The organism is Exiguobacterium sp. s91 (genome assembly GCF_018618915.1).
In the GTDB taxonomy this organism is placed as follows: domain Bacteria; phylum Bacillota; class Bacilli; order Exiguobacteriales; family Exiguobacteriaceae; genus Exiguobacterium_A; species Exiguobacterium_A abrahamii.
Genome location: NZ_JACSMZ010000001.1, coordinates 1,294,774 through 1,319,993, shown reverse-complemented (window position 1 = coordinate 1,319,993; position 25,220 = coordinate 1,294,774). Strand labels below are relative to the sequence as shown.

30 protein-coding genes are annotated in these 25,220 nt (G+C 50.5%); 19 read left to right on the top strand and 11 right to left on the bottom strand.

Going from position 1 to position 25,220, the window contains the following annotated elements; all coding sequences use genetic code 11:
• Positions 1-7: 7 nt before the first annotated feature.
• Complete coding sequence (locus KNQ06_RS06745; protein ID WP_023468299.1) at positions 8-154, bottom strand: hypothetical protein; 147 nt, start codon at positions 152-154, stop codon at positions 8-10.
• Between the two features lie 148 nt (positions 155-302).
• On the opposite strand from KNQ06_RS06745, the gene KNQ06_RS06740 reads away from it, so the two are divergent.
• Complete coding sequence (locus tag KNQ06_RS06740) at positions 303-899, top strand: DUF1129 family protein (protein WP_029341691.1); 597 nt, start codon at positions 303-305, stop codon at positions 897-899.
• A 21-nt stretch (positions 900-920) separates the two neighbouring features.
• A complete protein-coding gene (locus tag KNQ06_RS06735; RefSeq protein WP_214723187.1) occupies positions 921-2,105 on the top strand; it encodes a hypothetical protein in 1,185 nt (394 codons plus the stop codon).
• 47 nt (positions 2,106-2,152) lie between these two features.
• On the opposite strand, the gene KNQ06_RS06730 is transcribed toward KNQ06_RS06735, so the two are convergent.
• Together KNQ06_RS06730 and KNQ06_RS06725 are read right to left on the bottom strand one after the other, a co-directional pair.
• The gene (locus KNQ06_RS06730) at positions 2,153-2,563 is read right to left on the bottom strand and encodes a hypothetical protein (RefSeq protein WP_149427360.1); all 411 of its coding nucleotides are present in this window, start codon (positions 2,561-2,563) and stop codon (positions 2,153-2,155) included.
• A gap of 83 nt (positions 2,564-2,646) precedes the next feature.
• Positions 2,647-4,110 carry a potassium/proton antiporter gene (locus KNQ06_RS06725; protein ID WP_149427361.1) on the bottom strand — a complete coding sequence of 488 codons (1,464 nt, stop codon included), beginning with the start codon at positions 4,108-4,110 and terminating at the stop codon, positions 2,647-2,649.
• A 160-nt stretch (positions 4,111-4,270) separates the two neighbouring features.
• Between KNQ06_RS06725 and KNQ06_RS06720 the strand changes: the two genes are divergently transcribed.
• The 11 genes from KNQ06_RS06720 (at position 4,271) to KNQ06_RS06670 (ending at position 15,228) form a co-directional block, all read left to right on the top strand.
• Positions 4,271-5,143, top strand: coding sequence for an SDR family NAD(P)-dependent oxidoreductase (locus KNQ06_RS06720; protein ID WP_023468304.1), 873 nt, complete (start codon positions 4,271-4,273; stop codon positions 5,141-5,143).
• A gap of 222 nt (positions 5,144-5,365) precedes the next feature.
• Positions 5,366-5,851 carry a GNAT family N-acetyltransferase gene (locus KNQ06_RS06715; RefSeq protein WP_064299892.1) on the top strand — a complete coding sequence of 162 codons (486 nt, stop codon included), beginning with the start codon at positions 5,366-5,368 and terminating at the stop codon, positions 5,849-5,851.
• Between the two features lie 73 nt (positions 5,852-5,924).
• Entirely contained in the window at positions 5,925-6,974 is a 1,050-nt protein-coding gene (locus tag KNQ06_RS06710) for an oxidoreductase (protein ID WP_050677930.1), read from the top strand.
• Positions 6,975-7,157: 183 nt separating this feature from the next.
• Positions 7,158-8,234 carry a C39 family peptidase gene (locus KNQ06_RS06705; RefSeq protein ID WP_058703424.1) on the top strand — a complete coding sequence of 359 codons (1,077 nt, stop codon included), beginning with the start codon at positions 7,158-7,160 and terminating at the stop codon, positions 8,232-8,234.
• 139 nt (positions 8,235-8,373) lie between these two features.
• Positions 8,374-10,077 (top strand): DUF2339 domain-containing protein, encoded by a 1,704-nt coding sequence (locus KNQ06_RS06700; protein WP_149427362.1) that lies wholly within the window; start codon positions 8,374-8,376, stop codon positions 10,075-10,077.
• A gap of 134 nt (positions 10,078-10,211) precedes the next feature.
• Positions 10,212-11,030: an iron uptake system protein EfeO gene (efeO, locus tag KNQ06_RS06695; protein WP_214723197.1), complete on the top strand. Its 819-nt coding sequence runs from the start codon at positions 10,212-10,214 to the stop codon at positions 11,028-11,030.
• A 2-nt stretch (positions 11,031-11,032) separates the two neighbouring features.
• A complete protein-coding gene (efeB, locus tag KNQ06_RS06690; protein ID WP_251133488.1) occupies positions 11,033-12,265 on the top strand; it encodes an iron uptake transporter deferrochelatase/peroxidase subunit in 1,233 nt (410 codons plus the stop codon).
• The gene (locus KNQ06_RS06685; protein ID WP_215148258.1) at positions 12,249-13,922 is read left to right on the top strand and encodes an FTR1 family protein; all 1,674 of its coding nucleotides are present in this window, start codon (positions 12,249-12,251) and stop codon (positions 13,920-13,922) included. Before efeB ends, KNQ06_RS06685 begins: the two co-directional genes overlap by 17 nt.
• Before the next feature lie 86 nt (positions 13,923-14,008).
• Entirely contained in the window at positions 14,009-14,470 is a 462-nt protein-coding gene (locus KNQ06_RS06680; protein WP_023468312.1) for a YflT domain-containing protein, read from the top strand.
• Positions 14,471-14,563: 93 nt separating this feature from the next.
• On the top strand, positions 14,564-14,929 hold the full coding sequence (locus KNQ06_RS06675; protein ID WP_149427365.1) for a YciI family protein: 366 nt from the start codon (positions 14,564-14,566) through the stop codon (positions 14,927-14,929).
• The gene (locus KNQ06_RS06670) at positions 14,929-15,228 is read left to right on the top strand and encodes a putative quinol monooxygenase (protein WP_251133487.1); all 300 of its coding nucleotides are present in this window, start codon (positions 14,929-14,931) and stop codon (positions 15,226-15,228) included. Before KNQ06_RS06675 ends, KNQ06_RS06670 begins: the two co-directional genes overlap by 1 nt.
• A 41-nt stretch (positions 15,229-15,269) precedes the next feature.
• On the opposite strand, the gene KNQ06_RS06665 is transcribed toward KNQ06_RS06670, so the two are convergent.
• Together KNQ06_RS06665 and KNQ06_RS06660 are read right to left on the bottom strand one after the other, a co-directional pair.
• On the bottom strand, positions 15,270-15,587 hold the full coding sequence (locus tag KNQ06_RS06665) for a hypothetical protein (RefSeq protein WP_029341705.1): 318 nt from the start codon (positions 15,585-15,587) through the stop codon (positions 15,270-15,272).
• Between the two features lie 79 nt (positions 15,588-15,666).
• The gene (locus KNQ06_RS06660; protein ID WP_215147666.1) at positions 15,667-16,203 is read right to left on the bottom strand and encodes a flavodoxin family protein; all 537 of its coding nucleotides are present in this window, start codon (positions 16,201-16,203) and stop codon (positions 15,667-15,669) included.
• 145 nt (positions 16,204-16,348) lie between these two features.
• Between KNQ06_RS06660 and KNQ06_RS06655 the strand changes: the two genes are divergently transcribed.
• Positions 16,349-17,017, top strand: coding sequence for a hypothetical protein (locus KNQ06_RS06655; protein ID WP_029341707.1), 669 nt, complete (start codon positions 16,349-16,351; stop codon positions 17,015-17,017).
• On the opposite strand, the gene KNQ06_RS06650 is transcribed toward KNQ06_RS06655, so the two are convergent.
• A complete protein-coding gene (locus KNQ06_RS06650; protein WP_050677940.1) occupies positions 17,005-17,856 on the bottom strand; it encodes an alpha/beta fold hydrolase in 852 nt (283 codons plus the stop codon). The two genes, KNQ06_RS06655 and KNQ06_RS06650, sit on opposite strands and share 13 nt — an antisense overlap.
• 113 nt (positions 17,857-17,969) lie before the next feature.
• Between KNQ06_RS06650 and KNQ06_RS17135 the strand changes: the two genes are divergently transcribed.
• The 3 genes from KNQ06_RS17135 to KNQ06_RS06635 all read left to right on the top strand — a co-directional run bounded on the left by KNQ06_RS17135 (position 17,970) and on the right by KNQ06_RS06635 (position 20,303).
• Positions 17,970-18,974: a helix-turn-helix transcriptional regulator gene (locus KNQ06_RS17135; RefSeq protein WP_050677941.1), complete on the top strand. Its 1,005-nt coding sequence runs from the start codon at positions 17,970-17,972 to the stop codon at positions 18,972-18,974.
• 159 nt (positions 18,975-19,133) lie between these two features.
• Positions 19,134-19,460: a hypothetical protein gene (locus KNQ06_RS06640; protein WP_050677942.1), complete on the top strand. Its 327-nt coding sequence runs from the start codon at positions 19,134-19,136 to the stop codon at positions 19,458-19,460.
• A gap of 324 nt (positions 19,461-19,784) precedes the next feature.
• Positions 19,785-20,303, top strand: coding sequence for a hypothetical protein (locus KNQ06_RS06635; RefSeq protein ID WP_215147665.1), 519 nt, complete (start codon positions 19,785-19,787; stop codon positions 20,301-20,303).
• A 69-nt stretch (positions 20,304-20,372) separates the two neighbouring features.
• Here the strand turns inward: KNQ06_RS06635 and KNQ06_RS06630 are convergent, their stop codons facing one another.
• Positions 20,373-21,095: an SDR family oxidoreductase gene (locus tag KNQ06_RS06630; RefSeq protein WP_133207290.1), complete on the bottom strand. Its 723-nt coding sequence runs from the start codon at positions 21,093-21,095 to the stop codon at positions 20,373-20,375.
• 111 nt (positions 21,096-21,206) lie between these two features.
• Here KNQ06_RS06630 and KNQ06_RS06625 point away from each other — a divergent pair, with 111 nt between their 5' ends.
• Entirely contained in the window at positions 21,207-21,560 is a 354-nt protein-coding gene (locus KNQ06_RS06625) for a winged helix-turn-helix transcriptional regulator (protein WP_069940701.1), read from the top strand.
• A 14-nt stretch (positions 21,561-21,574) separates the two neighbouring features.
• On the opposite strand, the gene KNQ06_RS06620 is transcribed toward KNQ06_RS06625, so the two are convergent.
• Genes KNQ06_RS06620 through KNQ06_RS06610 form a run of 3 tightly spaced genes read right to left on the bottom strand, consistent with a single transcriptional unit; the run spans position 21,575 to position 24,503 of the window.
• A complete protein-coding gene (locus KNQ06_RS06620) occupies positions 21,575-22,549 on the bottom strand; it encodes a hypothetical protein (protein WP_215147663.1) in 975 nt (324 codons plus the stop codon).
• Entirely contained in the window at positions 22,546-23,592 is a 1,047-nt protein-coding gene (locus KNQ06_RS06615; protein ID WP_050677947.1) for a DUF58 domain-containing protein, read from the bottom strand. Before KNQ06_RS06615 ends, KNQ06_RS06620 begins: the two co-directional genes overlap by 4 nt.
• A gap of 2 nt (positions 23,593-23,594) precedes the next feature.
• Positions 23,595-24,503: an AAA family ATPase gene (locus KNQ06_RS06610; RefSeq protein WP_058265957.1), complete on the bottom strand. Its 909-nt coding sequence runs from the start codon at positions 24,501-24,503 to the stop codon at positions 23,595-23,597.
• Positions 24,504-24,725: 222 nt separating this feature from the next.
• Here KNQ06_RS06610 and KNQ06_RS06605 point away from each other — a divergent pair, with 222 nt between their 5' ends.
• Positions 24,726-24,953, top strand: a complete 228-nt coding sequence (locus KNQ06_RS06605; RefSeq protein ID WP_050677949.1) for a hypothetical protein — start codon at positions 24,726-24,728, stop codon at positions 24,951-24,953.
• Positions 24,954-24,986: 33 nt separating this feature from the next.
• On the opposite strand, the gene KNQ06_RS06600 is transcribed toward KNQ06_RS06605, so the two are convergent.
• A complete protein-coding gene (locus KNQ06_RS06600; RefSeq protein WP_050677950.1) occupies positions 24,987-25,202 on the bottom strand; it encodes a DUF3006 domain-containing protein in 216 nt (71 codons plus the stop codon).
• Positions 25,203-25,220 lie beyond the last annotated feature (18 nt).

Here is a 25,220-nt window from a genome sequence, read left to right as displayed (position 1 = left end):
GTTATTGTTATTCTGTTTCAGGCGTTTGTTCCTGTTGCTGATCGAGTTCGACCGGTTCTTGGTCCACAGGTGGCTTCGCTTCAGCCAACGGGAAGGCGATGCCCGCACTTGTCAGCAAGGTGATCAAGGCGGCGCTCGTCAATGTTTGACGCATGGTCCGACACGTCCTTTCTGTCTGATTCCGACACTATATTTTAATAATTCTGAACATTCTTCATCGTTTCGTCAAGCAATCTTTTACTTCCACTACGTATTTTTCCCAAAAACCCAGTATACTTAAACATGAAAAAGGGGGAAATCGATTGAAATTAACGAAAGCCAACACACGTCTATTAGAAACCGTTTTACCACGCTTGAATCTGAATGTCGCAGAACCGGACCGGACGGAGATTGAAGACCGTCTGCGGGCAGATATCTATGAAGCCCAGCGGAAACAACGACCGTTCGAAGAGATTCACGGTCTATCGGTCGAAGCACGCCTCGATCAGATGATCGCTGAATTACCACAACGACACCGGATGGAGACACAAAAACGCTGGACGCGAAACTATGTCTCGTCGATCCTGATGTTCATCTTCATCGAAGGGATCGATGGATTGTTCCAATTCGCTTTGATTGACTACTTATTCTTCTCGATCATCGCTCTATTCTTGATCGATGCGATGTCACAAGTCATCACGGCACCGAAGCTTAAACAAGTCAAACCGCGGGTGTGGATTCAATTCGTCATCAGCTTCATTTTGTTTTCAACCTACAAGGCACTGCTCGTGACGGTCTTCCCGGCACCAGACGTCTTGATTCAAGTCAGCGGAACGCCGTCTTATATCATCGGCATCGCGGGACTCGTTGGTCTCTACATCTACTGGTCAAAGAATCCGTTACGAAAGCGCGGCGCATAATTCGCGAGAGGAGAGGATTGCGTGGAGTTCACACATTGGAAACGACGGCTGCAAGATCATTTCGAACGAATGGGCTTTTCCCTACTGACAGAACGATTAGCATCGCAAGATATGGTCAAGCTCGAAGCGACACATGGTGCCTTCCTGTTCTTTCCGGTGACAATCCATCTGTATGAGCGGTCCGGCTGGAAGATGGTCGCCTTTGAAGCAGAGACGGAGGAGGAGCCACAACTCGTCGAGCAGCAGATTGCGTCGTTGTTCCAACTCTTGATGGTGACCTTTCAGGAAGAAGAGCGCGAGTTCCTGCTCGGATTTCATGCGAATACCGGTCGTTACCTGACGGACCGTAATGCACCCGTCGGACGGCTCGTCCGTCTGATCGAAGAGTGCTGGTATGACGGTGACGTCCTGCGAGTCGACACATTCGATCCGTTTCCGGGACTGTTCGTCGCACCACCTTTTGCCCATCAAAGTTATGCCTTCATGCCGGAAGAACGGACGTGGCGCTTATCTGTCGGGCGTACTGGACGTCCGGCGAACGATTATCGTTTCGACGGAACGATTTTGTCCCCACACCGCTTACCGGAGTCGGAATTATTCACCGTGACACCAAAGTCGGTATCGTTAGAAGACGATAACGCGATCCGGACCTTACTGGAAACAGAACGACAGACGATCACTAAGTTCCATGATCGCGCCATGGCGACGATTCGGGCGTACGATCCATCATTTGGTTTTGCTTGGCGCGGGACGCAGACATTTTTCCACGGTGTTCCGGTCAATCCATTCGCACAGCGCTTGTGGCTCGAGAACGGCGTGACGCGATACCGGATTCTACAACAAGGATCGACGCGATTGCTTGCTTCCGGTGAGACTTGTGACGCTGTCATCGAAATGCTCGATGATGCCGTCAGCAGTGAAGAACCGGATGGTCAATCTGTCAGTCCGATTGGTCAACTGATCCTCGGGATTTGGCAACAGATCGAGTCGGACGAAGCAACGTATATCACGAACGTCGATTGCCGCGGCATCTCGCGTACACAAGCCGATAACCGGATCCGCCACGCGCTAGCAAGGCAAGAGACGATCGAGTGGGTGCACCGGGCACCGAACGAAGATGATATTTGTCGCTTTGCCGGTCTGACGTTGACCTTCCCGCATCGTCCACCGGGTGTCATCACGATTGAACGAACGGAAGCAGAATAACACGAACAGGCACGTCTGCTTACTCGCGGACGTGCCTGTTCGTTTTTTTAGTGCGCGTGCTGTGACAATCGATTAAAGACGACGGACAGACTGTAATAGATCATTGCTGTCAGAGCAGCGATCGTAAAAGAAAGCGGCAGGTCAAATGCGTCCTTCGTCGTCAAGAGAATCAGGAGACTCGCGATCACGATACCGTACACTCCGTAACCGAGGACTGTCGGCATATACGCTAATGTCGTCGATGACCGGTTGATGATCATGCCGATAAGGAAGTCGAGTAAGAAGCCGGACAGCAAGATGATGGGTAACGCAAATAAGGTGTAGGAAATGAATGTCGAACCAAGCGATTCATACATCGTATCCGATGTCCGATCTCGGAGCGGTGTATAGGATATGTATGCTAGGACGGTGCAAACGAGCGTGGTGGTCAAGATGACGGCAAGTAATCGTTTCAACATCAAGGTTCCTCCTTTATTTTCCTTTTTGAGTATACCAATCTACATCAAAAAAACACACCCTACTGGAGGATGTGTCAAATGATCTATATTCCGAGTGACGCGATCAGCCGTCGCACGTCCTGATCCGCTTGTTTAGGTGTTAAAATCAACAGTTGATCGTCTACGAGGACACGTGTCTGACCACGCGGCGTCAGAATTTCATCTTCACGAATGATCGCAACGACGAGCACATCTTGGGGCATCTCGATATCCTGTAACGTTCTTCCGGCAATCACACTGTTTGTCGAGACCCTGACCTCGATGATTTCCGCTTGCGGATGGGTGACGGTCATGAATTTCAGGAACGGTTCGACCGTCGTGTCGGGCTGTGTCTCTAGCCCCATTCGCCGGACGATCCACGGTAAGGCTGTTCCTTGCAAGAGAGCAGACGTCATGACGGTGAAGAAGACGATATTGAAAAGAAGTGGTGCTTCCGCGAGACCGCTTGAAAGCGGATAGGTCGCGAGAATGATCGGAACGGCGCCCCGTAATCCGGCTGCCGTGATGACACTCTGTTCTTTGACCGTGTACCGAAACGGAAGCAACGACAAGACGACGGCAAGTGGACGAGCGAGCAGGATCAACGTCAGGACGATGACAGCCGAGACGAACAATGTCCGGGGATCGAGCAATTGTTTTGGAAAGACGAGCAATCCGAGCATGATGAACATGCCGATCTCTGCTAAATGCGACAAGCTGCCACTGAATCGTTTGAGCGTCTCGCGGTAGATCATGTCATGATTGTTGATCCAGATCCCGGTCAAATAGACAGCGAGAAACCCACTGGCGTGCAAAATCGTCGCGAGACCATACGAGAAGAGAGCACCGCTGAACAGAAGCGTCGGATAAAGGGCGGACGATGGCAACTCAATCCGGTTCAGCAGTTGCGTGACGAGATACCCGATCGCAAGACCAACTAGCGTCCCGAGTCCCATCTCGTAGATGAAGGACAGAATACCCGCACCGATCGAGAACGATTCCGGCGCTAACGCAAACGATGTGAACAAGATCGTCAGGAAGACGGCCATCGGATCATTCGTTCCGGACTCCGCTTCGAGCGTATGTTTGACTTTGGCATCGACCGGTCGTCCACTGAGCAGGGAAAAAACAGCAGCCGCATCAGTCGAGCCGACGAGCGCGCCGATCAATAACGCGACCGGCCAAGAAAAATCAAGTAATAGATACGCAACGATGGCAATGATCCCGGTCGTTGCAAGGACCCCGACGGTCGCAAGCGACAGGGCAGCGGGGAGAATTTTCCGGAAGTGTACCCATTTCGTATGCAAGCCACCGTCAAACAGAATCAGAACGAGCGCCATCGTCCCAAAAAGACGAGCTTGCTCGAAATCACCAAAGTTGATGATTCCTGTGACATCTGACCCTGCCACGATCCCGACGACGACGAACAGGATCAACGTCGGTACATTTAACCGGACGGCAAACTTCGTCGTGATGATCGCAATCAATAGTAACGTTCCTGCGACGAATAAGATCGTCCCTTCTTCCATCCGACCACCTCTTTCGTGATAACATGTTCTCCTTTTAGTATACGTTACTTTTTGAAAATTTCGAAAAATAACGTCAAAACGAGGTGTACAAACGAAAAGAAAAAGGAAAACTAGAAGCAGAACTATATGCGTTCAATACGGAACACAAGGAGGAAAAGGGATGAACATCTGTATCGTCACGGGTGCCAACTCCGGCATGGGGATGGTCACGATTCAAGAATTATTGGAGCGAGGAGATCGGGTCATCGCTACCGTCCGTTCGCAGAAAAAAGCGACGGCACTCGTGCAACTACTGCGGGAACATGGTGTATCGCATACGCACCTGGAAATCGAGATCGTTCAACTCGATCAACTGGATTCCGTCCGTCGCTTCGCGGATCGTCTGTTTGATTTAGTCGGTCGCATCGACCGCTTGATTTTAAACGCCGGTGTCATGGTACCGCCGTATCATGTCACGAAGGACGGCTTCGAATCACAATTCCAGGTCAACTACTTGAGTCATTTCTATTTGATCGAGCGCTTATTGCCGTTACTTGAGAAAGGGAACGATCCGCGTGTCATCTCGATTTCGTCGCTCGCAGGTGAAGGCGGTTTGATTCGGACCGACGTCGAACTCGAAGCGATCGCCCACGTCAAAAAAGAACACTATAGCCCGATGCGTTCCTACCGCGAATCAAAGCTCCTGCAAATGATTCATATGCGTGAACTGGCTGAAAAGCACGGCGACCGGATCACGTTCGTCAGCGTCCACCCGGGGATCGTCAATACGGATCTGTTCTATCGCGGCAAGTACGGCAAAGTGATGAAGACGTTACTCAAACCGGTCGCGCAAGTCGGATACTGGACCGGAAAACTCTATACACCAGAATACGGCGCGAAGACGGCACTCTATCTCGCAACGACCGACGATCCGCTCGATAACGGCGGCTACTATGCAGATTCCGCTCCACGACTCAGTAATCCGATCGTCGAAGACGACGAGTACCGGGCGCAAGCACGGAATTTGTCGCGTCGCTGGGTTGAACTCGCCTGAACGACAAAAAACGACCGGCTCGTGGGAAGCCGGTCGTTTATCCGTTGTGACGACTGGGGGTCAGATCACTCCTAAAGGATACGTTACATTGAAATAAAATTGTGGAATATGAAAAAAATCACAAAATAATGGGCAAACGTGAAATCTTGAAGCAAAAAGGTTTTCTTCTCGCTGTACATTCGTTAGGATAGAGAAGAATTTTTTTGTAACAGGAGGAATAACATGATACGACAAGCTACATCAAAAGACGTTCGAAACATCGCAACCCTACTTGAGCAAAAAGCGCTCTCCCTCAAAGCCAGTGGCAGTAGCCAGTGGTCTGCTTATCTGGAGCAAGACATCGAACAACTCGTCGCGCGAGATTTAGAAGCCGGCCGCCTGTATGTCTTTGAGGATCAGAACGAGCTGCTTGGTTCCGTTGCCCTGCTTCCTTCGCTCGAATGGGATCAATCCTTGTGGGATGATGTAGAAGGTCTGTATATCCATCGAATCGTCGTCAGCGACCGCGCCAAAGGACGCGGGGTCGGTCGGAAATTGCTGGAACACGCGATTGCTGTGACAGAGGATGAAGGAGAAATCCTACGACTCGATTGTGTCGCTTCAAACGAGTTTCTCAATGCATATTACACGTCCTTCGGATTCGTCTATCAAGGAACACGGGACGGCTTCTCGATTTATGAGTATGAACGCATCGAAGCGACAGCCTGAAGCGGTTCAATCAAGACAACGGTCGTTTCGTTTGGTATGGTAATAGAAAAAGAACGGTTCAAGGAGTGATCGGATGCGATTGAATATCGGCTTCATCGGCTTTGGCAAAAGTACGACCCGTTACCATTTACCGTACGTGATGATCGAGGACAACTATCACGTCACCTGGATTTACAATCGGAAGGAAAAACCGGAGCTGTTCGCATCCTATCAGGATCGACTGCCGGATGCCCGTTTTACGACGGATCTGTCCGAAATGCTCGCTGACCCGGCACTTGATGTCGTCGTCATCAATACACCACCGGCGACACATTTCGAATACGCGTTGCTCGCGCTGCAACATCAAAAGCACGTTCTCGTCGAAAAACCATTTACGGTGACGGAAGAGGAGACGAAGCGTCTATTTGCAGAAGCACATGCGCAAGGCGTCAAGATTCTCGCCTATCAAAACCGACGTTACGACAGCGACTTCCAAGTCGTCGCGCAAATCATCCGTTCCGGGAAACTTGGTCGTCTCGTCGAGGTCGTCTCGCAATTTGATCTATTCCGCCCAGAAGCGGCGTCAGCTGATGCGCGTCACGAAAACGGTGCGCTTTACGGACTCGGCGTCCATACGCTCGATCAAATCATCGCTTTGTTCGGAAAACCGGACAAGGTCGCCTTTGACGTGCGCAGTGTTCGACTGCCTCATAATCCAGACGACGCGTTTGCGATTGATCTCTATTATCCGGAGCTCAAGGTCAGCGTCCGGACGAGTCATGTCGCACTTGCCCCGGCACCCCGGTGGATGTTACACGGCACGAACGGGACGTTCATCAAACAACACGTCGACCGGCAAGAGCTCGACCTGAAAGCGAACTACTTCCCGGGAGAAGAGGGGTTCGGTGAGGATTCAGAAGACGATTATGGGCGTTTGATCTATCACGATGAACACGGTCATCTGCAAGACGTCCGAATCCCGAGTCCTGTTGGTGATTACGGTAAAATGTATCGCGCCTTTTACCGCAGTATCGTCGAAGATGCACCGCTTCCGGTGAAAGAAGAGGATACCTTGTTTGTTGCCCACCTGCTCGAACAAGCTTTTGCGCAACCGTCACCTTATATCTTGACGATCCAAAATTAAATTTTAATTTGATTGCAGGTTGATGACAACTCGACTGTGCCCATAGGCATGGTCGGGTTTTTTTGATATAAAGAACAGGTGCATTCCTTATTTTTCAGATTTTTCTAAAGAAATGTTGATTATTTTTTCAAAAAGTTGGGAATAAGGGAATGTCTCACCAAATCAAAACATAGGGGGTCTATCATGAAACGATTCTTATCCGCATTGCTCGTAGCGGCTGTCATCGTTGGGGTACTCAGCCCTTCGTTGATCGCTGAGGCCGCGACGAAATTGACCGTGACGACGGATGTCTTGCGCGTCCGCGAGAAACCGTCGACATCGAGTAAGATTCTCGGTAACGTCTACAAAGGGAACGTCTACACATCAAAGGGAACGTCCGGCAGCTGGTATAAAATCAGCTACAAATCCCGCACAGGCTACATACACAAGAACTACGTCAAATCGTCCTCGTCGAAATATACGTCGACGGGAACGAAGTATACGACGGTCGGCACACTCAACGTCCGGACGGGTGCTGGAACGAAGTATAAAGTCGTAGGACAGCTGAATAAAGGGGTTGCCGTTGCGACATACGGCACGTCAGGGAGCTGGACACGGATTCTCTACAAGGGAAGCTACCGCTATATCTCGACGCAATACGTTTCGAAGTCAAAACCATCGACGACGACGAAAAAGTTAAATGTTCCGTACTACAACCAATATTCACTCGGGTATCCATCTGGTTGTGAGTTCGTCTCGTTGAAGATGGCACTCGAATACAAGAAAAAAGCCGTCTCTGCTGCGTCACTCTATAATCAAATGCCGAAAAGCATGAAGAACGCGACGTATAAGAACGGAAAGTATTACTGGGCAGATCCAGAAAAAATGTTCACGGGGAATCCAGCCGGAACGCTCGATTACTACAAGAACTGGGGCATCTATCCGAAAGGGATCCTACCACTTGCGAAAAAATACCGCAGTGGTGCCGTTGATATCTCGAAACAAGGCGTCTCGAAAATTGAGAGTGAGATTCGTAGCGGTAACCCGGTCATCGTCTGGGCAACGGTCGATTTCAAGAATCCATATGGCTACTTCTCTTGGATCAAACCGGACGGTAAAACATTTACTGGTTACCGGAACTATCACGTCATGCTCGTGACAGGTGTCTCAAGCGGTTCGTTCTACGTCTCGGACCCATACCGCGGCAAGTACAGTGTCAGTCGCTCGCAGTTCACATCCGTTTTCAATCAAACGGGACAATATGCGTTATCTGTTCGTTAAACCCTCATCCGGTCGCTCCCACGCGACCGGATTTTTGTCATTTTCAGGCATATCGATACGAAATCTACTGTAAAATGAAGGAGTTCACCTGCTAGGTGTGTAAAAGAATGACAATGTATCTATGAAAGGAAGTGAAGAGATGGAAGATCCACGGATCACGCGTCTCGAGCAGGAGGTCGCGGCGTTACGACAACGAGTAGCTGCCCTTGAAGGACAGCACACTTCGCCTGTCGCACCTGAACCGAGCGAACCAGAAGTAAGTACAGTCGCTCGCCCAGCTCCACGCCCTGCTTATACGAAACGAAAACCGGTTGTTCCTCCACCAACATTTAAGGAAAAACGCTCCCGCGAAGAATGGGAACAGGTCATCGCGACCGTTTGGTTACCCCGGATTGGAGCGATATTCGCTGCACTCGGAGCCTTGTTCCTGTTCTCCTACGCCTCGGTTGCCGGTCTGATCAGTCCGCCTGTCCGCATCGGAAGTGGGGTCTTGATCGGTCTACTCGTCATCGCCCTTGGAGAATACCAGTATGAGAAGAAACGACGTGAGCTCGGGGTCGGACTCGTCGCGACCGGTACGATCGTCGCGTTGGCGGCACTGTTCGCCGGGATGGCCTTATATCAATTCTATCCACCGTCTTTAGCCTTCTTACTTGAGCTCGTCGTCGTCTTCATCGCGTACGGTCTGATGCTCTGGATGCGATCGCAAGCCTTGCTCGTCCTCGTATCCATCACCGGTTTCTTATTACCGTATCTACAATTATCGGACGACCCGAACTTACCGCTCTTCTTATTGTACGAAGTCGTCCTGTTCGCAGCGATCTTCTTTGCGGTTGACCGACTGAAGGCCAAAAAAGCGTTCGTCTTCGCTTGGGTGATCTTTACGATCGCACTCGCGTTCGGCCTACTCTCGTTAGAGCTCTACTGGCTTGATGAACAGGTACCACGACTTGATGAATGGTCTCTCTTACTTGCGACATTCTTCGGTTACGGTGCGACATCGTTCGTCGGACGACGCATCCAGTTTCAGCCAAACGTGCCAAGCTGGCTTGCCGGGATTGTCGTCTTACTGACGTTACTGATCCTCGATTGGTCGTTCGGGACGCTTGTAGCGATTCTGTTCGCCGGAATTGCCTACGTGCTTGCGGATCGATTAAAGGATCCGGCTCAAAACGGCGTCGGTCACGTCGCCTTACTCGTCGCTGTCCTCTTGATTCCGGCAGATGCCCTCAGCTGGACGTATCAACTGCGCTACTTCTTGATTGCCGGGTTGATCGCCGCATTTTGGTTCGTTCCGCGGGCGCGAATGCCGCATCAACGGTTGTTTAACGTCGGGTTGTATGTCGTCTTTATCTTTTCAGCCGTCGTTGATTATGAATCTTATCAAAGCATAGGGCTGTCGTATGCGTTGACGGTGCTCGCGATGGTCATTGCTTCGACGGCATTCGTCTTGCTCCTCGTTCAGACACATCGTGATCCGGTTTGGAAAGGGTCGTGGCAACTTGTCCTCGTCTTAGCTGCAATCGGTGTCTTTACGACATACACGTTGATCATCATGGAGTTACCATTCTACCGCGGTCTTGAAGAGACGGCGCGTAGTACGACGTTGTCCGCGGCCTATATCGTCCTCGCACTCGTCCTTGTCGCGATTGGTCGGATGCGGACGTCGTCGACGTGGCGATTATCCGGGTTGTTGCTACTGACTATCAGTGCCGTCAAGCTTTTACTATTCGATTTGTCGTTCCTGAGCTTATTCCAAAAAGCATTCGTCTTCATTGGCTTCGGAATCGTCACGTTCATCATTTCACGGACGTACTTCAAAAAACGCAAAGAACAAGCCTGACAAAACGCTTGAATCGGTTGAAATGAACCGGTTCAAGCGTTTTTAATTGCTCAAAAATTTTTATTGATAACGATTATCATTGTCGTCTATACTATTTAAGGAACTGACTTAATTAGTAACAGGGGGAACTATACATGAAACAAGTATTATTGATGACAGGGGCGCTCGCCGTCGTTTTAGCAGGTTGCAGTGAAGCGAAACAAGCGGAGACACCAGCACCGAAAAAGACGAATTTTGACCAGGTCGTCACGGATTACCGGACGTATGCGATCAACGAAATCGATACGTTCGTCCGCGAGACGGAAAAGTTCACGGATGCCGTACAAGCGGGAAAGCTTGAAGAAGCGAAAGCGTTGTACGCACCGACGCGGATGTATTACGAACGCGCAGAACCAATCGCGGAAGTATTCGGTGACCTTGATCCGAAGATCGATGCGCGAGCAGGCGACGTGAAAGCGTCGGAGTGGGGTGGCTACCACCGGATCGAGCAAGGATTATTCGAAAAGGGAACGACAAAAGGTTATGAAGCATACGCGAAACAATTGATGAAGGACGTCCACTTACTGCGGGCAAAGGTCGAGACGGTCGAGGTGACACCAGAATTACTCGTCACGGGGGCGACGGATCTATTGAACGAAGTCTCGACGTCAAAAGTGACAGGGGAAGAAGACCGTTATTCGCATACCGATTTATATGACTTCGCGGCAAACGTCGAAGGGGCTGAAAAGATTTACGAACTGTTAAACCCGGCGCTAAAAAAACAAGATGCGGCGTTATCAAAAGAGATTGCTGCTCGCTTCAAGGATGTCCACGCGTTACTCGATGCGAAGAAACAGGGTGACGGCTATGTTCTCTATACGAGTCTCTCGAAACAAGACGTCAAACAGATGAGTGTCGCCATCAATGAACTCGCGGAACCGCTCTCGAAGATGGGCATCGTACTGGAGGGATAAGCATGAAACCAATCCAAGAAGGCGTCACGCGGCGTGACGTCCTGAAGGTCGCAGGCTTGACGAGTCTCGGGGCCGCCCTGTATGCCAGTGGTCTTGAGAAGTTTCTTCCACGGACATTGACTGTTGAAGCAAGTGATCAAGAGCCGTTCTACGGGACGTATCAAGCGGGAATTCTGACACCACCACAAAATCACGTCCAAGTCGTGGCGTTTGATATCAAGACGGAGCGCCGCGATGAATTGGTCGATTTATTAAAACGCTGGACGCGGTTATGTGCCAGACTTGCTGCCGGGTTACCATACGGCGATTCCGACTCCCGTTACGTGCCACCGGAAGATACGGGGGAAGCGGACGGACTATCGGCCGGTCACTTGACGTTTACGTTCGGGTGCGGTCCAAGTCTGTTTGACGGTCGCTTCGGCATCCGTCATAAACGACCGGATGCACTTCAACCGCTGCCGGCGTTCGACCTCGATCGTCTGGACGAAAAATGGAGTGGAGGCGACCTCGTCGTCCAAGTCTGTGGTGATGATGCCCAAGTCGTCTTCCATGCGATCCGTAACCTCGTCCGTGTCGGGCGCGGGACGGTCGCGATGCGTTGGTCCCAAGCTGGTTTCCAGCGCAGTAAAGCAGCAGATGCCTCTGGTGGGACGCCGCGCAATCTTTTCGGCTTCAAGGACGGCACGGGGAATCCTGACGTCTCGAAGAAGCAAGTCCGGAAAGAATCGGTCTTTTGTCAGTGGCAAGACGGTACACCGTGGTTGACGAACGGCTCGTTCCTTGTCGTCCGTCGCATCCAGATGCATCTCGAAGTCTGGGACCGGACGATCCTAAAAGAGCAAGAACGGACCTTCGGGCGCGAACGTGCTTCCGGAGCTCCGCTCGGCTCAACAGACGAATTCGCTTCCGTCACACCGGCGAAACGACAAGCTCGTGGCGAAGCTGCCTTACCGGTTGACTCGCATACCGCTGTCGCGCACGGGGACGGAAAGACAGCGATCTTACGCCGTTCCTACTCGTATCAAGACGGCATCGATGAGAAGACAGGTGCCCTTGATGCGGGTCTACTCTTCTTATCGTATCAGCGTTCACCGAAACAATTCATCGAGATTCAGCGCCGTCTTGCCGCACAGGACCGATTGAATGAATACATCACGCACCGTGGAAGTGCCATCTTCGCTTGCTTCGGTGGAATCTCGAAAGGAGGCTACATCGGTGATGCGTTATTTGCGTAATCTCGTCCTTGTACTTGTATTTCTTGTAGCTGGTCAACAAACGGTGCCTGTCCATGCTGCTTCGACGGATGATCTCTATGTCACGATCGGACAAGCCCTGTCTGCCGTCGCAAGTAAAGATCGCGCAGCACTGAATCAAGCGATTGATGAACTAGGACAAGCTGCTCAAGACTTACCTGATCAACAAGCGGCAATCACGAAAGCCGTCAAACAGGTCGATGCGAAACGGTCGGCAACGTTTCCGGAAGTCCGCGAGCAACTGACAGCACTCTCTGCTGCTGTCCGGAAGCAGGAAGAAGCAACGAAACCGAAGACGGACCCGATTGCGAAAGCAAAAGTGAAGCAATTGCTTTCGTTGACGAAAGAGATGCGGCAGGTCAAGGCGAGCGATCGTCCGGCAGCGGAGCAACGGTTGTTGACCGCATGGGCGACGCACGAGAGTCTTGTTCGCAACGACAGTGTCGGTCATTATGGCAACATCGAGATGGCACTTGCGTCGATCCGGATCGCGGCGGCGCGTGATTCCGCGGATACGAAGGAATGGAAAGCCGCACTTGATCAGTTCGATACGGCCGTTCAGTCTTTCCTCGACGGAGAGAAAGTCCAGGCGAAGAAAACGGGACTGCAGTCGCTGCTGACGCCACTCGAGGAGGCGCAAACCGCGCTAGCTGCAAATGATCTGCCGGAAGCAAAAGAAGCGCTAGAAGCATTTCTCAAGACTTGGCCGCGAGCGGAAGGTGAGGTCCGGACACGTAATGAAGGGCTCTATTCCCAGCTTGAATCAGACGTACCACTGTTACTTGCCCGACTGACGCCGGAAACTCGGGAAAAAACGGCACAAGAACTCCAGTCGTTTGAGAATGCTATCGCACAATTACAAACGAAGACGCATTATACGTTCGTCGATGCAATGCTCGTCATGCTGCGGGAAGGTCTCGAAGCATTATTGATCGTCAGTGCGCTTGTTGCCTTCGCGCGGAAAAGTCGATCGAAACAAGAAGGGAAGGTTTGGGCAGGCGCTGGGCTTGGTCTGATCGCAAGCGGTCTGTTAGCGCTCATCCTCCAGACCGTTTTTCAGGCCTCGTTCGCAGCGACAGGTCGGGAACAAATCGAAGGCTACACAGGAATCGTCGCGGTCGTTGTCATGTTGTTCGTCGGCTACTGGTTGCACTCGAAAAGCGCCGTCGCCAAACGAAAACACTTTTTGTCGACGCTTTCGACGACGTCCTTGTTCTTCGTCAGCTTCTTGACGATCTTCCGAGAAGGCGCCGAGACGTTGTTATTTTATATCGGAATGGCACCAGCGATGACGAAAACTGCCTTGTTATCCGGAATCGGTCTCGCGATCATCATCATCGGTCTCGTCTCGTATGCGGTCATTCAGATTGGTATTCGTTTACCGATTCATCGTCTGTTCCAAGTCGCGTCCTGGTTGATTTATGTGATGGCGTTCAAGATTCTTGGTACGAGTCTGCACGCGTTGCAGCTGACGAACGTCTTACCGATTCATCCGATCAATGGACTCGGAACCGCCGGCTGGATTGGTTTCTACCCAACGCTCGAGACGCTTATCCCGCAAGTCGTCCTGATGATTCTGATTGCCTTGTTTACGATCTGGCAAAAGCGGCGCACAGCAGAAATCCAGACTGCTGCTTGATCCATTTTTCAATTTCAGGTTTCAACTATTATGTTTCGGGTATAACTTCTTATCAGCAGCTTGCTGCATGAAAGAGAGGGATTTTTATGCTTGAAACACGCATCGTACGAAACATGACCGCTGTCGACGCAGAAGTGACGAGCCTCAAATCAAGTGGCTATTCGAATAAACAGATTTACATCTTTGCGAAAGACGAAGAACTCGCGGAACGGATCGCGAATGACACGCAGACGTTACCGTACCGCGTAACGAAGAAGTCATTCTTCGAGACGTTATTATCAGCCGTCCGCAGTAACCGTAATGATCGGATTGCTCAATTGTCCGAGCTTGGCATGACGAAGGATGTCGCTGAGGATCTAGAAGATGAAGTCCGACACGGGCGGATCGTCATCGTCGGTTCGAAGTCCGATTTACTGAATCCAGCGTTCGCGGCGTCTTACGTGACGGATGAAGCAACCGATTATGGTGCTGGCGTACCAAAACTTGAAGACGAGGAAACGACGACGACGTTACCAGCCGATCAAAACGTCAAGTTAAAAGATGAATGATACATAAGCCTCCTGTTTCTCAGCGTAGAGACAGGAGGCTTTTGTTTAGCCTTCTCATGGAAGGGAATGGGAAAATTGAGAGGAGGAAAGACAATGCAATTCTTATATGTCGGTTATTACGATGCTGAGCGGATGGATGCTTTATCGAAGGAAGAGATCGATGCTTTGATGTCGCGTTGTGATGCGTTGATGAACACCTTCAATGAACAAGTCGATGTCCTATCAGACTGGCACCCGGGACTTACGACACAAGCATTTTACTGGCAGGATGGGGTCGTACAGAAGAATGTAGAGCCGGATCGAACGCATGGAGAGCAGATTGGCAGTTTGATTGTCTTTGAAGCACGTGATTTGGATCATGCGATGGAACTGGCTTCCCTTCATCCGACGACTCAAGTCGCAGAAGGGGAATCTTACGGTTGGCGCGCAGAAATCCGTCCATTATCAGGTACCTCTTGATGTATGGATTATGGACGACATTTACGACTCAAGCCGGACAACGCGACCACGTCATCGCCCTGTTACTTGAAGCTGCGGCTTCTTTAGAAACTCATCCGAGTTGTCTACACTACATCATCAGTAGTTCTGACGAACCGGATGTGCTACATGTCCGTGAAATCTGGACGGATGCCGCTGCACACCTCGCGTCTTTAGAGTTACCGGTAACGCGGCGTTTGATTACGCAAGCGCGTCCGTTGCTCGAGCATGTTGAACGCGTGCTCGAAGACCACCCGCTCGGTGGCAAAGGACTCATGTAAACCAAAAACCCCTCCTCTAGTCGAGAAGGGGTTACATGCTGTTAGGTTGTCGTCCACTGGATATCGATGACGTCCGACGCTCGCACCATCCGGCGCATACCTGTCGATGTGACGAGTTCAATCGTTCCGCGGTCATGAAAAATCGCTTGGATCGAACCGGATACCGTATCGAGTTGTTTTAATCGGACGTGGACCGTCTGTCCGGTCCGGACTGCACGTTCCATGATGTGTTGTAAGGAGAGGCGATCACGAACAATCGTCTCTTCGCGTGATTGATACAGATGTTCAAGATGAAGGATATGCTGGCGTGAAGTCAGTTGTTTCCACTTGCGATTCGATCGTTTTTTAGATGCGAACATGGCTGACCACCTCCTGAATTGAGTCGTACGCTAGATAGTCGTGCGCTCTGCTTTAGTTATTTCCCTTCACGAACAGTGCTTAAACACGTGCTCCTGACATTTTTTCACGAAACGCCTCGATTGCGGCAATCGCTTCTTGATCGTACTCGACCTCACCTGGTGCATTTCCTTCGGCAAGAATCGCTGTCTCAAGCGTCGCGCCAAGGAACGATGCGATATGCTCGAACTGCGTGACGAGCGCTTGTCCTTTAACGCGTGGATTGTCTCCTCCGACCGCGATCAAGTGGAATCGTTTCCCCGCCATCCGGCTTTTGAAGTCGAGCTCTTCGTCGCGCAGTGACTCGCTGAATCGATCGATGAATAATTTCATCTTCGTCGACATCGAGTACCAATAAATCGGAGTGATGAACAGGATGTCATCGTGTTCAAGCATTTCTTCGACAATATGCCGATAGTCATCGCCAATCGGTAAAAAGCCTCCATGATGACGGCGGTCTTCAATCGGCTGAATCGAGACGTTCGCCAAATCGACAGCAACATGAGGGATTCCTTTCAATGCTTGTTCCCCGAGCCATTCACTGTTTCCTTTACGTGAGCTACCAAAAATCGTATACATATCGTGCATCTCCTTTTGAATTCGATTGTTCTATTCTATTCCAAACTGCACTGTCAATACACCGATATGCTCACAATTGGTTTTGAATAAGGGTTTTGCGGAAAAAGACAAGAAGACGAAAAACAAATAGGGGAGGAACGGTCGAATGGAGAGAAGCACGCTCATTGCGCTAGAAAAACACTTATATGCCATCCACCTCGAGATGGATGGACTGGCGCGACTCATTACGAAACAATTGATTCATTTGAGCCAAGTGGCTGCATCCGTCGAACATTTTCGACGGATGAGCTTTGATATCTATAAACATCGGACGTCACTCGAGCAGATCCCGTCACAAGTCTTGTATGAGACGGCACTCGACTACGAAGACTGGCTCGAGGAAGAGTTTGATGAGATTCCTGCTAGCTGGCAACTGGCGACGAAAGAAGAGGAGGCACTCGAGCAGCTTTGGTGGTTCGAATTCTCACGAATTCAAGCGGAGCTCGAAGAATGGCTTAGTCTCTATCTGATTCGCCGGATTCGAGAAGACGTTCGTTACATGCCACCGGTGATCGAGAAAAATGCCTATGCTTTATCAGAGGATGCCCGTCACGTCTTTTGGCGCCTCTTACAACGCTCCGTCGCGAAGCCTTCATCAAAGATCAAGGCGAACCAACTGTCATGTCGGATGGGCATCGCTGAGATTGCCCGCTGTGCCCGACTTAATCAAGACCGGACGCGTCGTGCGATTGGTGAACTAACGCGTCGTGGTCTGATTGCGATCGAGGAGGATGATGAGAAGCTAAAAATGCGGCTCCGCCTTCAAGTCATCTGATTAAAAGCGATGAACCGTTCGATCATCCGTTCATCCCGACGCGCGGATGGACCGATCCAAATCAGGTGACCGGGACTTTTCGATTCAATGAACTGCGCGTGAGGAATGCTCCGTCGTGCGTGTTCCGCATGCTCGAACGGAACAGCACGGTCTGACTTCGAATGGACGATCAAGACGGGACACGTGACGGCTTCAAGCCGTTCTCGTTCTAAGTCTTGCGTGATATCAAACAAGACACCTCGCCCAGGACCATTTTGAAGACCAACCTCATATAATAACGACGCATCCGTCTCACTAATGTGGGTACGGATCGTTTCACGTGGTAACAGACTCGTCATCTCGACCATCCGCACCGCTGCTTCTTCAGGAAACTTACGAATCTTATCCTTCACATACGTCCAAAGCCCCCACTGGATGAACTGCAGGGGACGTTGTAAGACCGGTTGGATCAAAAGACGGTGATACGGCAGCGAGATCCGGTGCGTCATCGCACACGCTAAGACGAGGGCATGAACGCCTGGATCCATTCCAGCAAGTGCAATTGCCGTCGGTCCACCGGCAGAGATGCCGTAAACGGTGTACTGTTCAATCTGGCGGGAAGCAAGCCACCCAGCGTAGAACGTTGCAAGCGCCTCTGGACTATCTGCGAGCTGAAGTGGTGTTCTTCCGTATCCCGGACGTGACGGTACGATAACACGATATCCTGCCGTGATTAACTTTTCGACATGGTAGACCTCCCGGTAATCCGACTGCGTACCATGAATCAAAAGAATGACGGGACCGCTCCCGCTATCTCGGTAATCAAAGCGCTGACCATTCCATTCTGCGATATAATGCATCCAAATTCTCCTATCTCTTAATTTTTACCATTTTATTGTTAATCTCGTGTTTATTTTCATGTATACTGTAAAGTATAACCAAACCATTGTGACTTAGGAAATGAGGATGCGTAGTGTCTAACGAAAAATTAACGAACCGTGACCGCTTACTTGCTGTACGAGAAATCTTCGAACGTCAGTCGGATGAAGACCATACGTTGACGCTTGAAGAATTGAGCATGGAACTCTCGAAACGAGGACTGATCGAGAAGCTATCCCGAAAATCGTTGAAGGATGATATTGCGGCACTTGCCAAATCAGGTTTTGACGTCGTGGCGGAAGAGACGAAGAATGGACTTGCCATTCCGTATCATCTCGTCAGTCGTCCCTTTGAGCATCATCAGCTCCGATTGCTCGTCGATGCCATCGCCAGTGCGAAGTTCATCTCGGAAAGTGAGACGACGTCGCTCGTTAAGACGATTCAGTCGTTGACGAGTGACAAGATGGCGGAGTCACTCCAACCGGTGCTACATACTGTCAAAAAACCAAAAGGAATGACGTCGCGCTCGATCGATACGATCCAGAAAGCAATTAGCGATGGGTTCGTCATCAGTTTCCAGTACCAAGGAAAGTTTAATGAACGGACGCGGAAGTTCGAGTTACGGAAGGATGGCGAGCATTACCTCGTTTCTCCGGCTCATCTGTTGATGGATAACGGAAATTACTATTTGATTGGACGCGATGAGCGGATCAAAGAGATCCGAACGTACCGAGTCGACCGAATCGTCGATTGTAAAGCGTTCGAACCGATGGAAGAACCGGTCCATGTCGAGCCGAGTTACTTAAGTAACATGTTCAACATGTACGGGGGAGAGAACGAGCAATTGACGCTTAAATTCCAGGAGAGTTTGATGCCAACCGTCGTCGACCGGTTCGGAACGGATATCCGCTGCCGTCGTCTCGATGACCTCTGGTTCGAGGTCAAGGTCGATGCGCTCTTTTCCGACGGTTTCATGATGTGGCTGATTCAGTTCGGCAACCAGGCGGAAATCATCGCGCCTGTCGAACGGCGGGAGACATTCAAGAACAAGGTGGCAGGTCTTGCGACGATGTACCAAGTCGAAACACCTGCTCTCTAAGGGCTGAAGCAAGGTTCACTTGACCGTGGATCTTGCTTTTTTTAATTGTCGAGAAAAAAACTTTTTGTCGTTTTTTGTCGGATATTCATATTTGAATATTTTAAGCGAATAGTTCCAGTTACTATTAAGGATATCTGATACTTATGTAGGAGGAACGACATGCAACAGATGGAAAAAAGCCAATCAAACGGGATGCGGAAACTAGCTGCTTTCCTCTTCTTCGTTTGTCTATCCTATACATCGTGGTACTTATTCTCACTTTTTGTCTTTCATCTCGTGTTTCCAGAAGATGTCGTGACATCCTTAGATATCGTCGTATTCGGATTCAGTCCGGTCGTCGCTCTTGTCGTCACCATCGGTTCGCTACGCTTGATCGAACGACGCATGAAACCTAAATTCACACCCCTTTTATTCATCGGATATACGCTCTCGACAAGTATCTTGATTTATTACGCGATCGTGAACGAACTTCTGCCCCGACTGTGACTTGCAACTCCCCAGCAATTGGCATATGCTACGCTTATAGCTTGCTAGGTAAGGGGGGATACGATGAACGCACAGTATATCCTCGACTGGATGCCGCTCGTGATTCCTGTCGGTGCCATCGTCTTTATTGTCGTCATTGCAAAAAAAGCTTCGAAAATCGATGCTGAAAAGTAAGGAGACTCCAATAAGGGAGTCTTTTTTTTGGCTTCTGTTGGTACTTTATTCACGCGATTTCCCTATTGTGCAAAAACATAACGTCACCCATTTCTATGGTATAAAGGAACTAGGCGAAAGACCTAATATTAGGAAATCATGGAGGGACAGATGAGACAAAGAACCGTCATGACTTTACTTGCACTCAGTCTACTGCTTACCGTATGTATGATGAAAAAACCAACGTTGACGCCAAAAGCCAGTACCATCGATCTCACCATCGCCGTCGTCGGAACTGCTCCAGTTCTTACGCAATCACCGGACTTCCACTCGATTGATCTGCAGGAGATCAAAGGAGATTTACGACGATACGACGCCGTCATGATTATGCCGGAGTACTTACATGAGGCAGCGGGACGTGACTATGCTACCGTCTACCGGAAGGCGCAGATTCCCTTTTTCTTTATCGGCTCTCAAAAATCCATCGAACCGTTTCTTGACCCGAGTCTATCCTATGAGGAAAGCATCTCGGTGCCGAATCCGACGTTTGCGGCTGGTATGCTCTATGACGATACACAAGAGACGACCTGGTTGTTTGGTGAGGGAATCGAACGACCGAATCGTTCAGAGCAACTGAAGATCTATCAATCAATCTTTCAAACGATTGAACAGAGTCACTTAGCAAAGTAACGCTTGAATGAAACAGACCGAAGCGCTCGGAAGTACATCTACTTCCAAACACTTCGATCTGTTTTTTCGTCAATCGAGTTGTTTCGTCGGGGCTAAGACGATTTCCCGGATGTTGACATGTTGCGGTTGCTCGAAGGCGAATAAGACAGTGTCCGCGACGACTTGCGGATCGAGTCCACCGTCAATCGACTGTTTCCATTCGTTGTAGCCGTCCTTAATCGCGTCATTTGTCGTATGACCGAGCAGTTCTGTCTCGACGACACCTGGTGCAATCGTCATGACGCGGACACCATGGGACGCGACTTCACCTCGGACGTTCTCACTCATCGCGTGGACGGCGAATTTCGTGCCGACGTACGCGGCGTGGTCTGCGAACGTCTTTTTACCGGCAATCGAGCTGATGTTGATGATCGTGCCGGTCTTCCGTTTCACCATCGAGGGAAGGACAGCTTGCATTCCGTGTAAGACACCGAGCGCGTTGACATCAAACATCTCTTCCCATTCTTCCGCATCTTGTGTCTCGATTTGACCGAGTAACATCCGACCCGCATTATTGATGATGGCTTCGACCGGTCCGAACGCTTCCGTCGCGTCTGCTAAAGCAGCATCGAGGGCAGCTCGGTCGGTGGCTGCGACTTGGCGAATCAAGACATCGTCTGAAGCAAGGCTCGCCAGACGATCAATTCGTCGTCCGAGCAATAAGACGCGGTACCCTTTCTGAATGAACGTTCGCGCAATCGCATGCCCGATTCCTGACGTCGCACCTGTGATGGCAATGAATCCTGTTTTCATGATATCGTCTCCTTATTTGATATGATAAATTGAAGATAACAGAGGGAAACCAATCCGAGAAGTACGCACTTTTAGGTCAGTCGGTTACCTTTTGGTAAGGGAGGGAACGGTATGCCGTATCTAAATGAGTTCGATGCGACGATGCGTCAGATTCAAGGCAAGTGGAAAGTGATGATCTTGTACGAGCTGCATGAGGAAGGTGCGGTACGTTTTAATACACTGGAGCGTTATATCCAGGACGTCTCACCGAAGACGCTGACACAGCAACTGAAGCAACTCGAACAAGATGGCTTGATTACGCGGACCGTCTACCCGGAAATCCCACCTCGTGTTGAGTATGCGTTAAGCGCGAAAGGTACGTCCTTGATTCCCTTACTCGATGCGATCTGCGACTGGGGTCTTGCGACGACACCACGCAACCAATTGATGCGCACCTTATGCGACGAGGAAGCCCCCGCTCCATGAGCAGGGGCTTTTCATTAGCGTTCGATTTGTTCGCGTACTTGACGGCGGAACGTCTGGATATCGTAGGCCGGTTCACTTGGACTGAACTCAATCCCGTCAATCAGACGAGCGTTTTGCACCGTATCCGGGAACTCGATCCGTGTCAGCCATTCAAGCGTCGTCTCTTCATGGCGTCTTGGGAAAGCTTGCTCGAGCTGAGAAGCAATCTTCAGAAGCGGATGATGACTATGCCGTTTTGGCGCATGTGCCCGTACTTGTTTGGAGTGCTTGACGGTTTGTTCTTTTTCGATCGCTATGACTTTTCGCTTCCGGATGACATAAAGCGTAACCGCAACTAAGATCACGGTCAGAAGTGTCGTTGCGATCCAAATCCAATCCGGTGTTCCTGCCTGGACGGCAGCTTGCTCCACGTCTTGAACACCTTTGATATTCTCTAGCCCCATTGCCCGGTTCGTCATCGTGTCCGCTTCCCGACCAAGTGGTTCCGTCCAAAGGAACAATGAACCGAATGCTTCAAATAGCGGACGAATCGCACTCGTGACGGATCCGACGAGCGCTTCTTTCGTGAGACGGAAGACAACAGCGATGATCAGCCCCGCGCTGAGGACTAACGCGATCGTCGGGAAGATACGCCGCCATTCTGTCATGTAGGTGACGACGAATGGATACGCAATGACGAAGACCAAAATTAAAAATGCGCCAATTGGTGGTGTCACTCCCGGGAACAATACCATCACGACGCCGATGACCATCGCACTCGTAGCGTAACGCCACGCCGAATCGACCGTATCAAGAAACGCGGTCCAGGCGACGAAGACAAGGGCTAAGACGCTAGCTACGGGAGAGAGGAAAAACAAGGATCCCGCCACGAGTAACTGTAATCCGATTCGAATCGAACGATGTGGCACGAAGGCGAGTGCCGGAAGAGCGAGCGCGAGATAGAACGGAACCGGTAACAGACTCGCAAGGAATATCCACCAGAGAATCATGCGCTCACTCCTTTCTGCCGGTGACCGAGATGAATCTCCGCCGTCGTCGACGGCACACTACGTTGCAGTCGCTTCGTGAAGTACCGGCGCTCGAGCGGTAGATCGTATTCGGAAATCCGGGCAAGGCATTCCATCGTCCGTAGGAATTGATGTTTTCCCATACCAGACGGAACATGGTACCACTGACCGGATCGATTGACCATCGAAATCCAGAGGCTGTAGGAAGCTCCTTGTTTCTCGAGTTCACGGATGATCGTCGCGGCACGCGATAGTAGTTTCTCGAAGTCCGAGCGGAGGGCGAGTCCGTCTGCGGACAAGCCATCGACGATGACGGCATAATCATGGTTACGTTTCCGATCATATTGATACGAGTACAGCTCATTCGTCTTCGCATAAGCGGACCAGTAGATCGACTTCGCATCTCCGGAGTAGGGGACGACGGAGTGGAAACTCGAGCGATCGGTGAACGGACTCGAGCGATCAATCGTCTCACCGGGAATCATCCGTTCATTCCACTCGACCGACGCTGGTGCAAAGTCAGGGAAGACGTGACCCAGCTCTTGGATATCAAGCGTCACATAGATTGTGATCAAATGAAACGGATCCGAGATCATGACGTCAAACGACTGAATTCGAATCGTTCCTCGGTGAGCGGCAATGACATCGATTGAAAACGGCACAATTGTCTGTTTGCTGACATATAAGTGTTGACGCCAAAATTGACTACTCGCATCAGGAAGCTTGATCTGATCCCCGAGCAAGCCAGAGATCGTGATGCGACCGAGTGGTAATTTCGTTGGGTTCGACAATTCGAACGGTATCTGGATCGTTTCCTCTCGAAAAGCGCGAACCGTCTCAAGGAGGCGGACGCGAATCCGCTTCGCAACGTATTCGAGATAATACGGCATCACCCAGCCATATAATGTATAGGCGAGTAATAAAGCCGCAATCCAGACAGGACCATAGAGTCCCACGATGACGCCGCTTGCACCTGTCATCGTAAGAATGATGAGGTTAAAGCCTTTTGGTATGATCAATTGCATGATTACACCTCAGTCGGAACAGTGAGTGAATCGAGGACCTGCTCGACGAGACGTTCGTTCGATAGCTTCAGCGTCGCTTCGAGCGTTAAGACGAGACGGTGGGCAAGCAATGGCGTCGCCAAGTGCTTGACGTCCTCTGGTGTGACGTACGTCCGCTCCTGCATCCAGGCCCGTGCTTTTGCTGCTTTTAAGAGTGCGAGCGTCGCTCGTGGACTCGGTCCGATCTCAACGTCACGATGGGCGCGGAGTGCGTCACAGACATCAAGTAAGTAGTTTTCGACGCTATCCTCGATTGAGACGGCAACGACTTCCTCTTTCCAGTCATTGAGTTGTTCGAGCGGAATCTGTAGTTCGGCTGCTGTTAAGTGCGCCCCGCGTAATAATGCTTTTTCCGCTTGACGTGTCAGCGGAGCGAACGACAACTTGAACAAGAAACGGTCGAGTTGGGCATGCGGTAATGGGAATGTACCGTGTCCATCGAACGGATTTTGTGTCGCGATGACAAGAAAGTGTTGCGGTAACGTATAAGATGTATCCCCGATCGTCACTTGCCCTTCCGCCATTGCCTCGAGCAATGCTGACTGTGTCCGTGGAGTCGTCCGGTTGATTTCATCGACGAGGACGATGTTCGCGAACAGCGGACCAAACCGTTGTTCAAACGATCCTGTCAGCGGGTTGAACAGCTCCATCCCAAGTAGGTCGGTCGGTAACGTATCCGCTGTACATTGAACACGTGAGAACTTCGCTTCGAGTGTCTGCGCCAGTGCTTTTGCTAATGTCGTCTTACCGGTCCCCGGACGGTCTTCGAGCAACACATGACCTTCTGCGAGCAAGCCCATCAATAAATGATCAATCACATCGTCCTGACCAAGGACAGATTGTTTGAGTGATGTACGTAACGTTTGAAACATGGATGATTCCCCCTTTAAGATGCATCGTATTTCTAAAGTGTACGAAAATTCAGAAAAAACTGCTAGTGATTTTCCAGGAATCACGCATAAAGAAATACGTCTATCTTTTATACTACCAGTTTCATCCAAAAGTTTCGTAAAATATCAAAAAAATTGAAACAGGATTATGAAGTTACTTAGCGAATAGAAGGATATAGTCATTGGAATAGGGAGGATGGACAGATGAAACCACATACTACCGAATCGAACTCTACTCTAAACCAGCAACAGGATGTTGCTCACAGTCCTATTGACGAGTATCAACGTATTGTTGCCGGAGGACCTCCGAATCGCCGAGCCTTTGCCGCGATTCGTCGGCTCCCATTCGGATTACGTTTGCTGACGTATACGCTCGGTTCCTTATTCACAGCAGGCATCATCGCTGGTCTCGTCATCAGTCTACTGGGTTAAAAAAGACTCCCTCAGCGTTCTAAGGGAGTCCCATCATTCTTCAAAGAGATCATCCATCAAATCGGTGATCTCTTTTTTACGTGCGTTCGTCTCATCGCGTAAGATCCGAATCGAGCGCCCGGTCCAGTCGAGTCGGTCGCCAATCGTCGCCTGGCGCGGCAAACGACTTTTCGGTAATGTGATCGTCTCGCGGTCGTCCGTCTCGCAAATCGCTAGATCGTCTTCAAAATCAGCTAGGGTCAATCGCATCTGATGCACCTCCACGTC

Coding starts and splice junctions, on each gene's coding strand:
- KNQ06_RS06710 (WP_050677930.1), top strand. CDS start 5,925: ATGCGATTGAATATCGGCTTCATCGGCTTTGGCAAAAGTACGACCCGT.
- KNQ06_RS06615 (WP_050677947.1), bottom strand. CDS start 23,592: ATGCAATTGATCATACCAAAAGGCTTTAACCTCATCATTCTTACGATG.
- KNQ06_RS06610 (WP_058265957.1), bottom strand. CDS start 24,503: ATGTTTCAAACGTTACGTACATCACTCAAACAATCTGTCCTTGGTCAG.
- KNQ06_RS06700 (WP_149427362.1), top strand. CDS start 8,374: ATGGAAGATCCACGGATCACGCGTCTCGAGCAGGAGGTCGCGGCGTTA.
- KNQ06_RS06670 (WP_251133487.1), top strand. CDS start 14,929: ATGTATGGATTATGGACGACATTTACGACTCAAGCCGGACAACGCGAC.
- KNQ06_RS06705 (WP_058703424.1), top strand. CDS start 7,158: ATGAAACGATTCTTATCCGCATTGCTCGTAGCGGCTGTCATCGTTGGG.
- KNQ06_RS06625 (WP_069940701.1), top strand. CDS start 21,207: ATGCCGTATCTAAATGAGTTCGATGCGACGATGCGTCAGATTCAAGGC.
- KNQ06_RS06675 (WP_149427365.1), top strand. CDS start 14,564: ATGCAATTCTTATATGTCGGTTATTACGATGCTGAGCGGATGGATGCT.
- KNQ06_RS06640 (WP_050677942.1), top strand. CDS start 19,134: ATGCAACAGATGGAAAAAAGCCAATCAAACGGGATGCGGAAACTAGCT.
- KNQ06_RS06730 (WP_149427360.1), bottom strand. CDS start 2,563: ATGTTGAAACGATTACTTGCCGTCATCTTGACCACCACGCTCGTTTGC.
- KNQ06_RS06745 (WP_023468299.1), bottom strand. CDS start 154: ATGCGTCAAACATTGACGAGCGCCGCCTTGATCACCTTGCTGACAAGT.
- KNQ06_RS06680 (WP_023468312.1), top strand. CDS start 14,009: ATGCTTGAAACACGCATCGTACGAAACATGACCGCTGTCGACGCAGAA.
- KNQ06_RS06605 (WP_050677949.1), top strand. CDS start 24,726: ATGAAACCACATACTACCGAATCGAACTCTACTCTAAACCAGCAACAG.
- KNQ06_RS06630 (WP_133207290.1), bottom strand. CDS start 21,095: ATGAAAACAGGATTCATTGCCATCACAGGTGCGACGTCAGGAATCGGG.
- efeB (WP_251133488.1), top strand. CDS start 11,033: ATGAAACCAATCCAAGAAGGCGTCACGCGGCGTGACGTCCTGAAGGTC.
- efeO (WP_214723197.1), top strand. CDS start 10,212: ATGAAACAAGTATTATTGATGACAGGGGCGCTCGCCGTCGTTTTAGCA.
- KNQ06_RS06655 (WP_029341707.1), top strand. CDS start 16,349: ATGGAGAGAAGCACGCTCATTGCGCTAGAAAAACACTTATATGCCATC.
- KNQ06_RS06660 (WP_215147666.1), bottom strand. CDS start 16,203: ATGTATACGATTTTTGGTAGCTCACGTAAAGGAAACAGTGAATGGCTC.
- KNQ06_RS06650 (WP_050677940.1), bottom strand. CDS start 17,856: ATGCATTATATCGCAGAATGGAATGGTCAGCGCTTTGATTACCGAGAT.
- KNQ06_RS06725 (WP_149427361.1), bottom strand. CDS start 4,110: ATGGAAGAAGGGACGATCTTATTCGTCGCAGGAACGTTACTATTGATT.
- KNQ06_RS06715 (WP_064299892.1), top strand. CDS start 5,366: ATGATACGACAAGCTACATCAAAAGACGTTCGAAACATCGCAACCCTA.
- KNQ06_RS06600 (WP_050677950.1), bottom strand. CDS start 25,202: ATGCGATTGACCCTAGCTGATTTTGAAGACGATCTAGCGATTTGCGAG.
- KNQ06_RS06620 (WP_215147663.1), bottom strand. CDS start 22,549: ATGATTCTCTGGTGGATATTCCTTGCGAGTCTGTTACCGGTTCCGTTC.
- KNQ06_RS06685 (WP_215148258.1), top strand. CDS start 12,249: ATGCGTTATTTGCGTAATCTCGTCCTTGTACTTGTATTTCTTGTAGCT.
- KNQ06_RS06635 (WP_215147665.1), top strand. CDS start 19,785: ATGAGACAAAGAACCGTCATGACTTTACTTGCACTCAGTCTACTGCTT.
- KNQ06_RS06665 (WP_029341705.1), bottom strand. CDS start 15,587: ATGTTCGCATCTAAAAAACGATCGAATCGCAAGTGGAAACAACTGACT.
- KNQ06_RS06720 (WP_023468304.1), top strand. CDS start 4,271: ATGAACATCTGTATCGTCACGGGTGCCAACTCCGGCATGGGGATGGTC.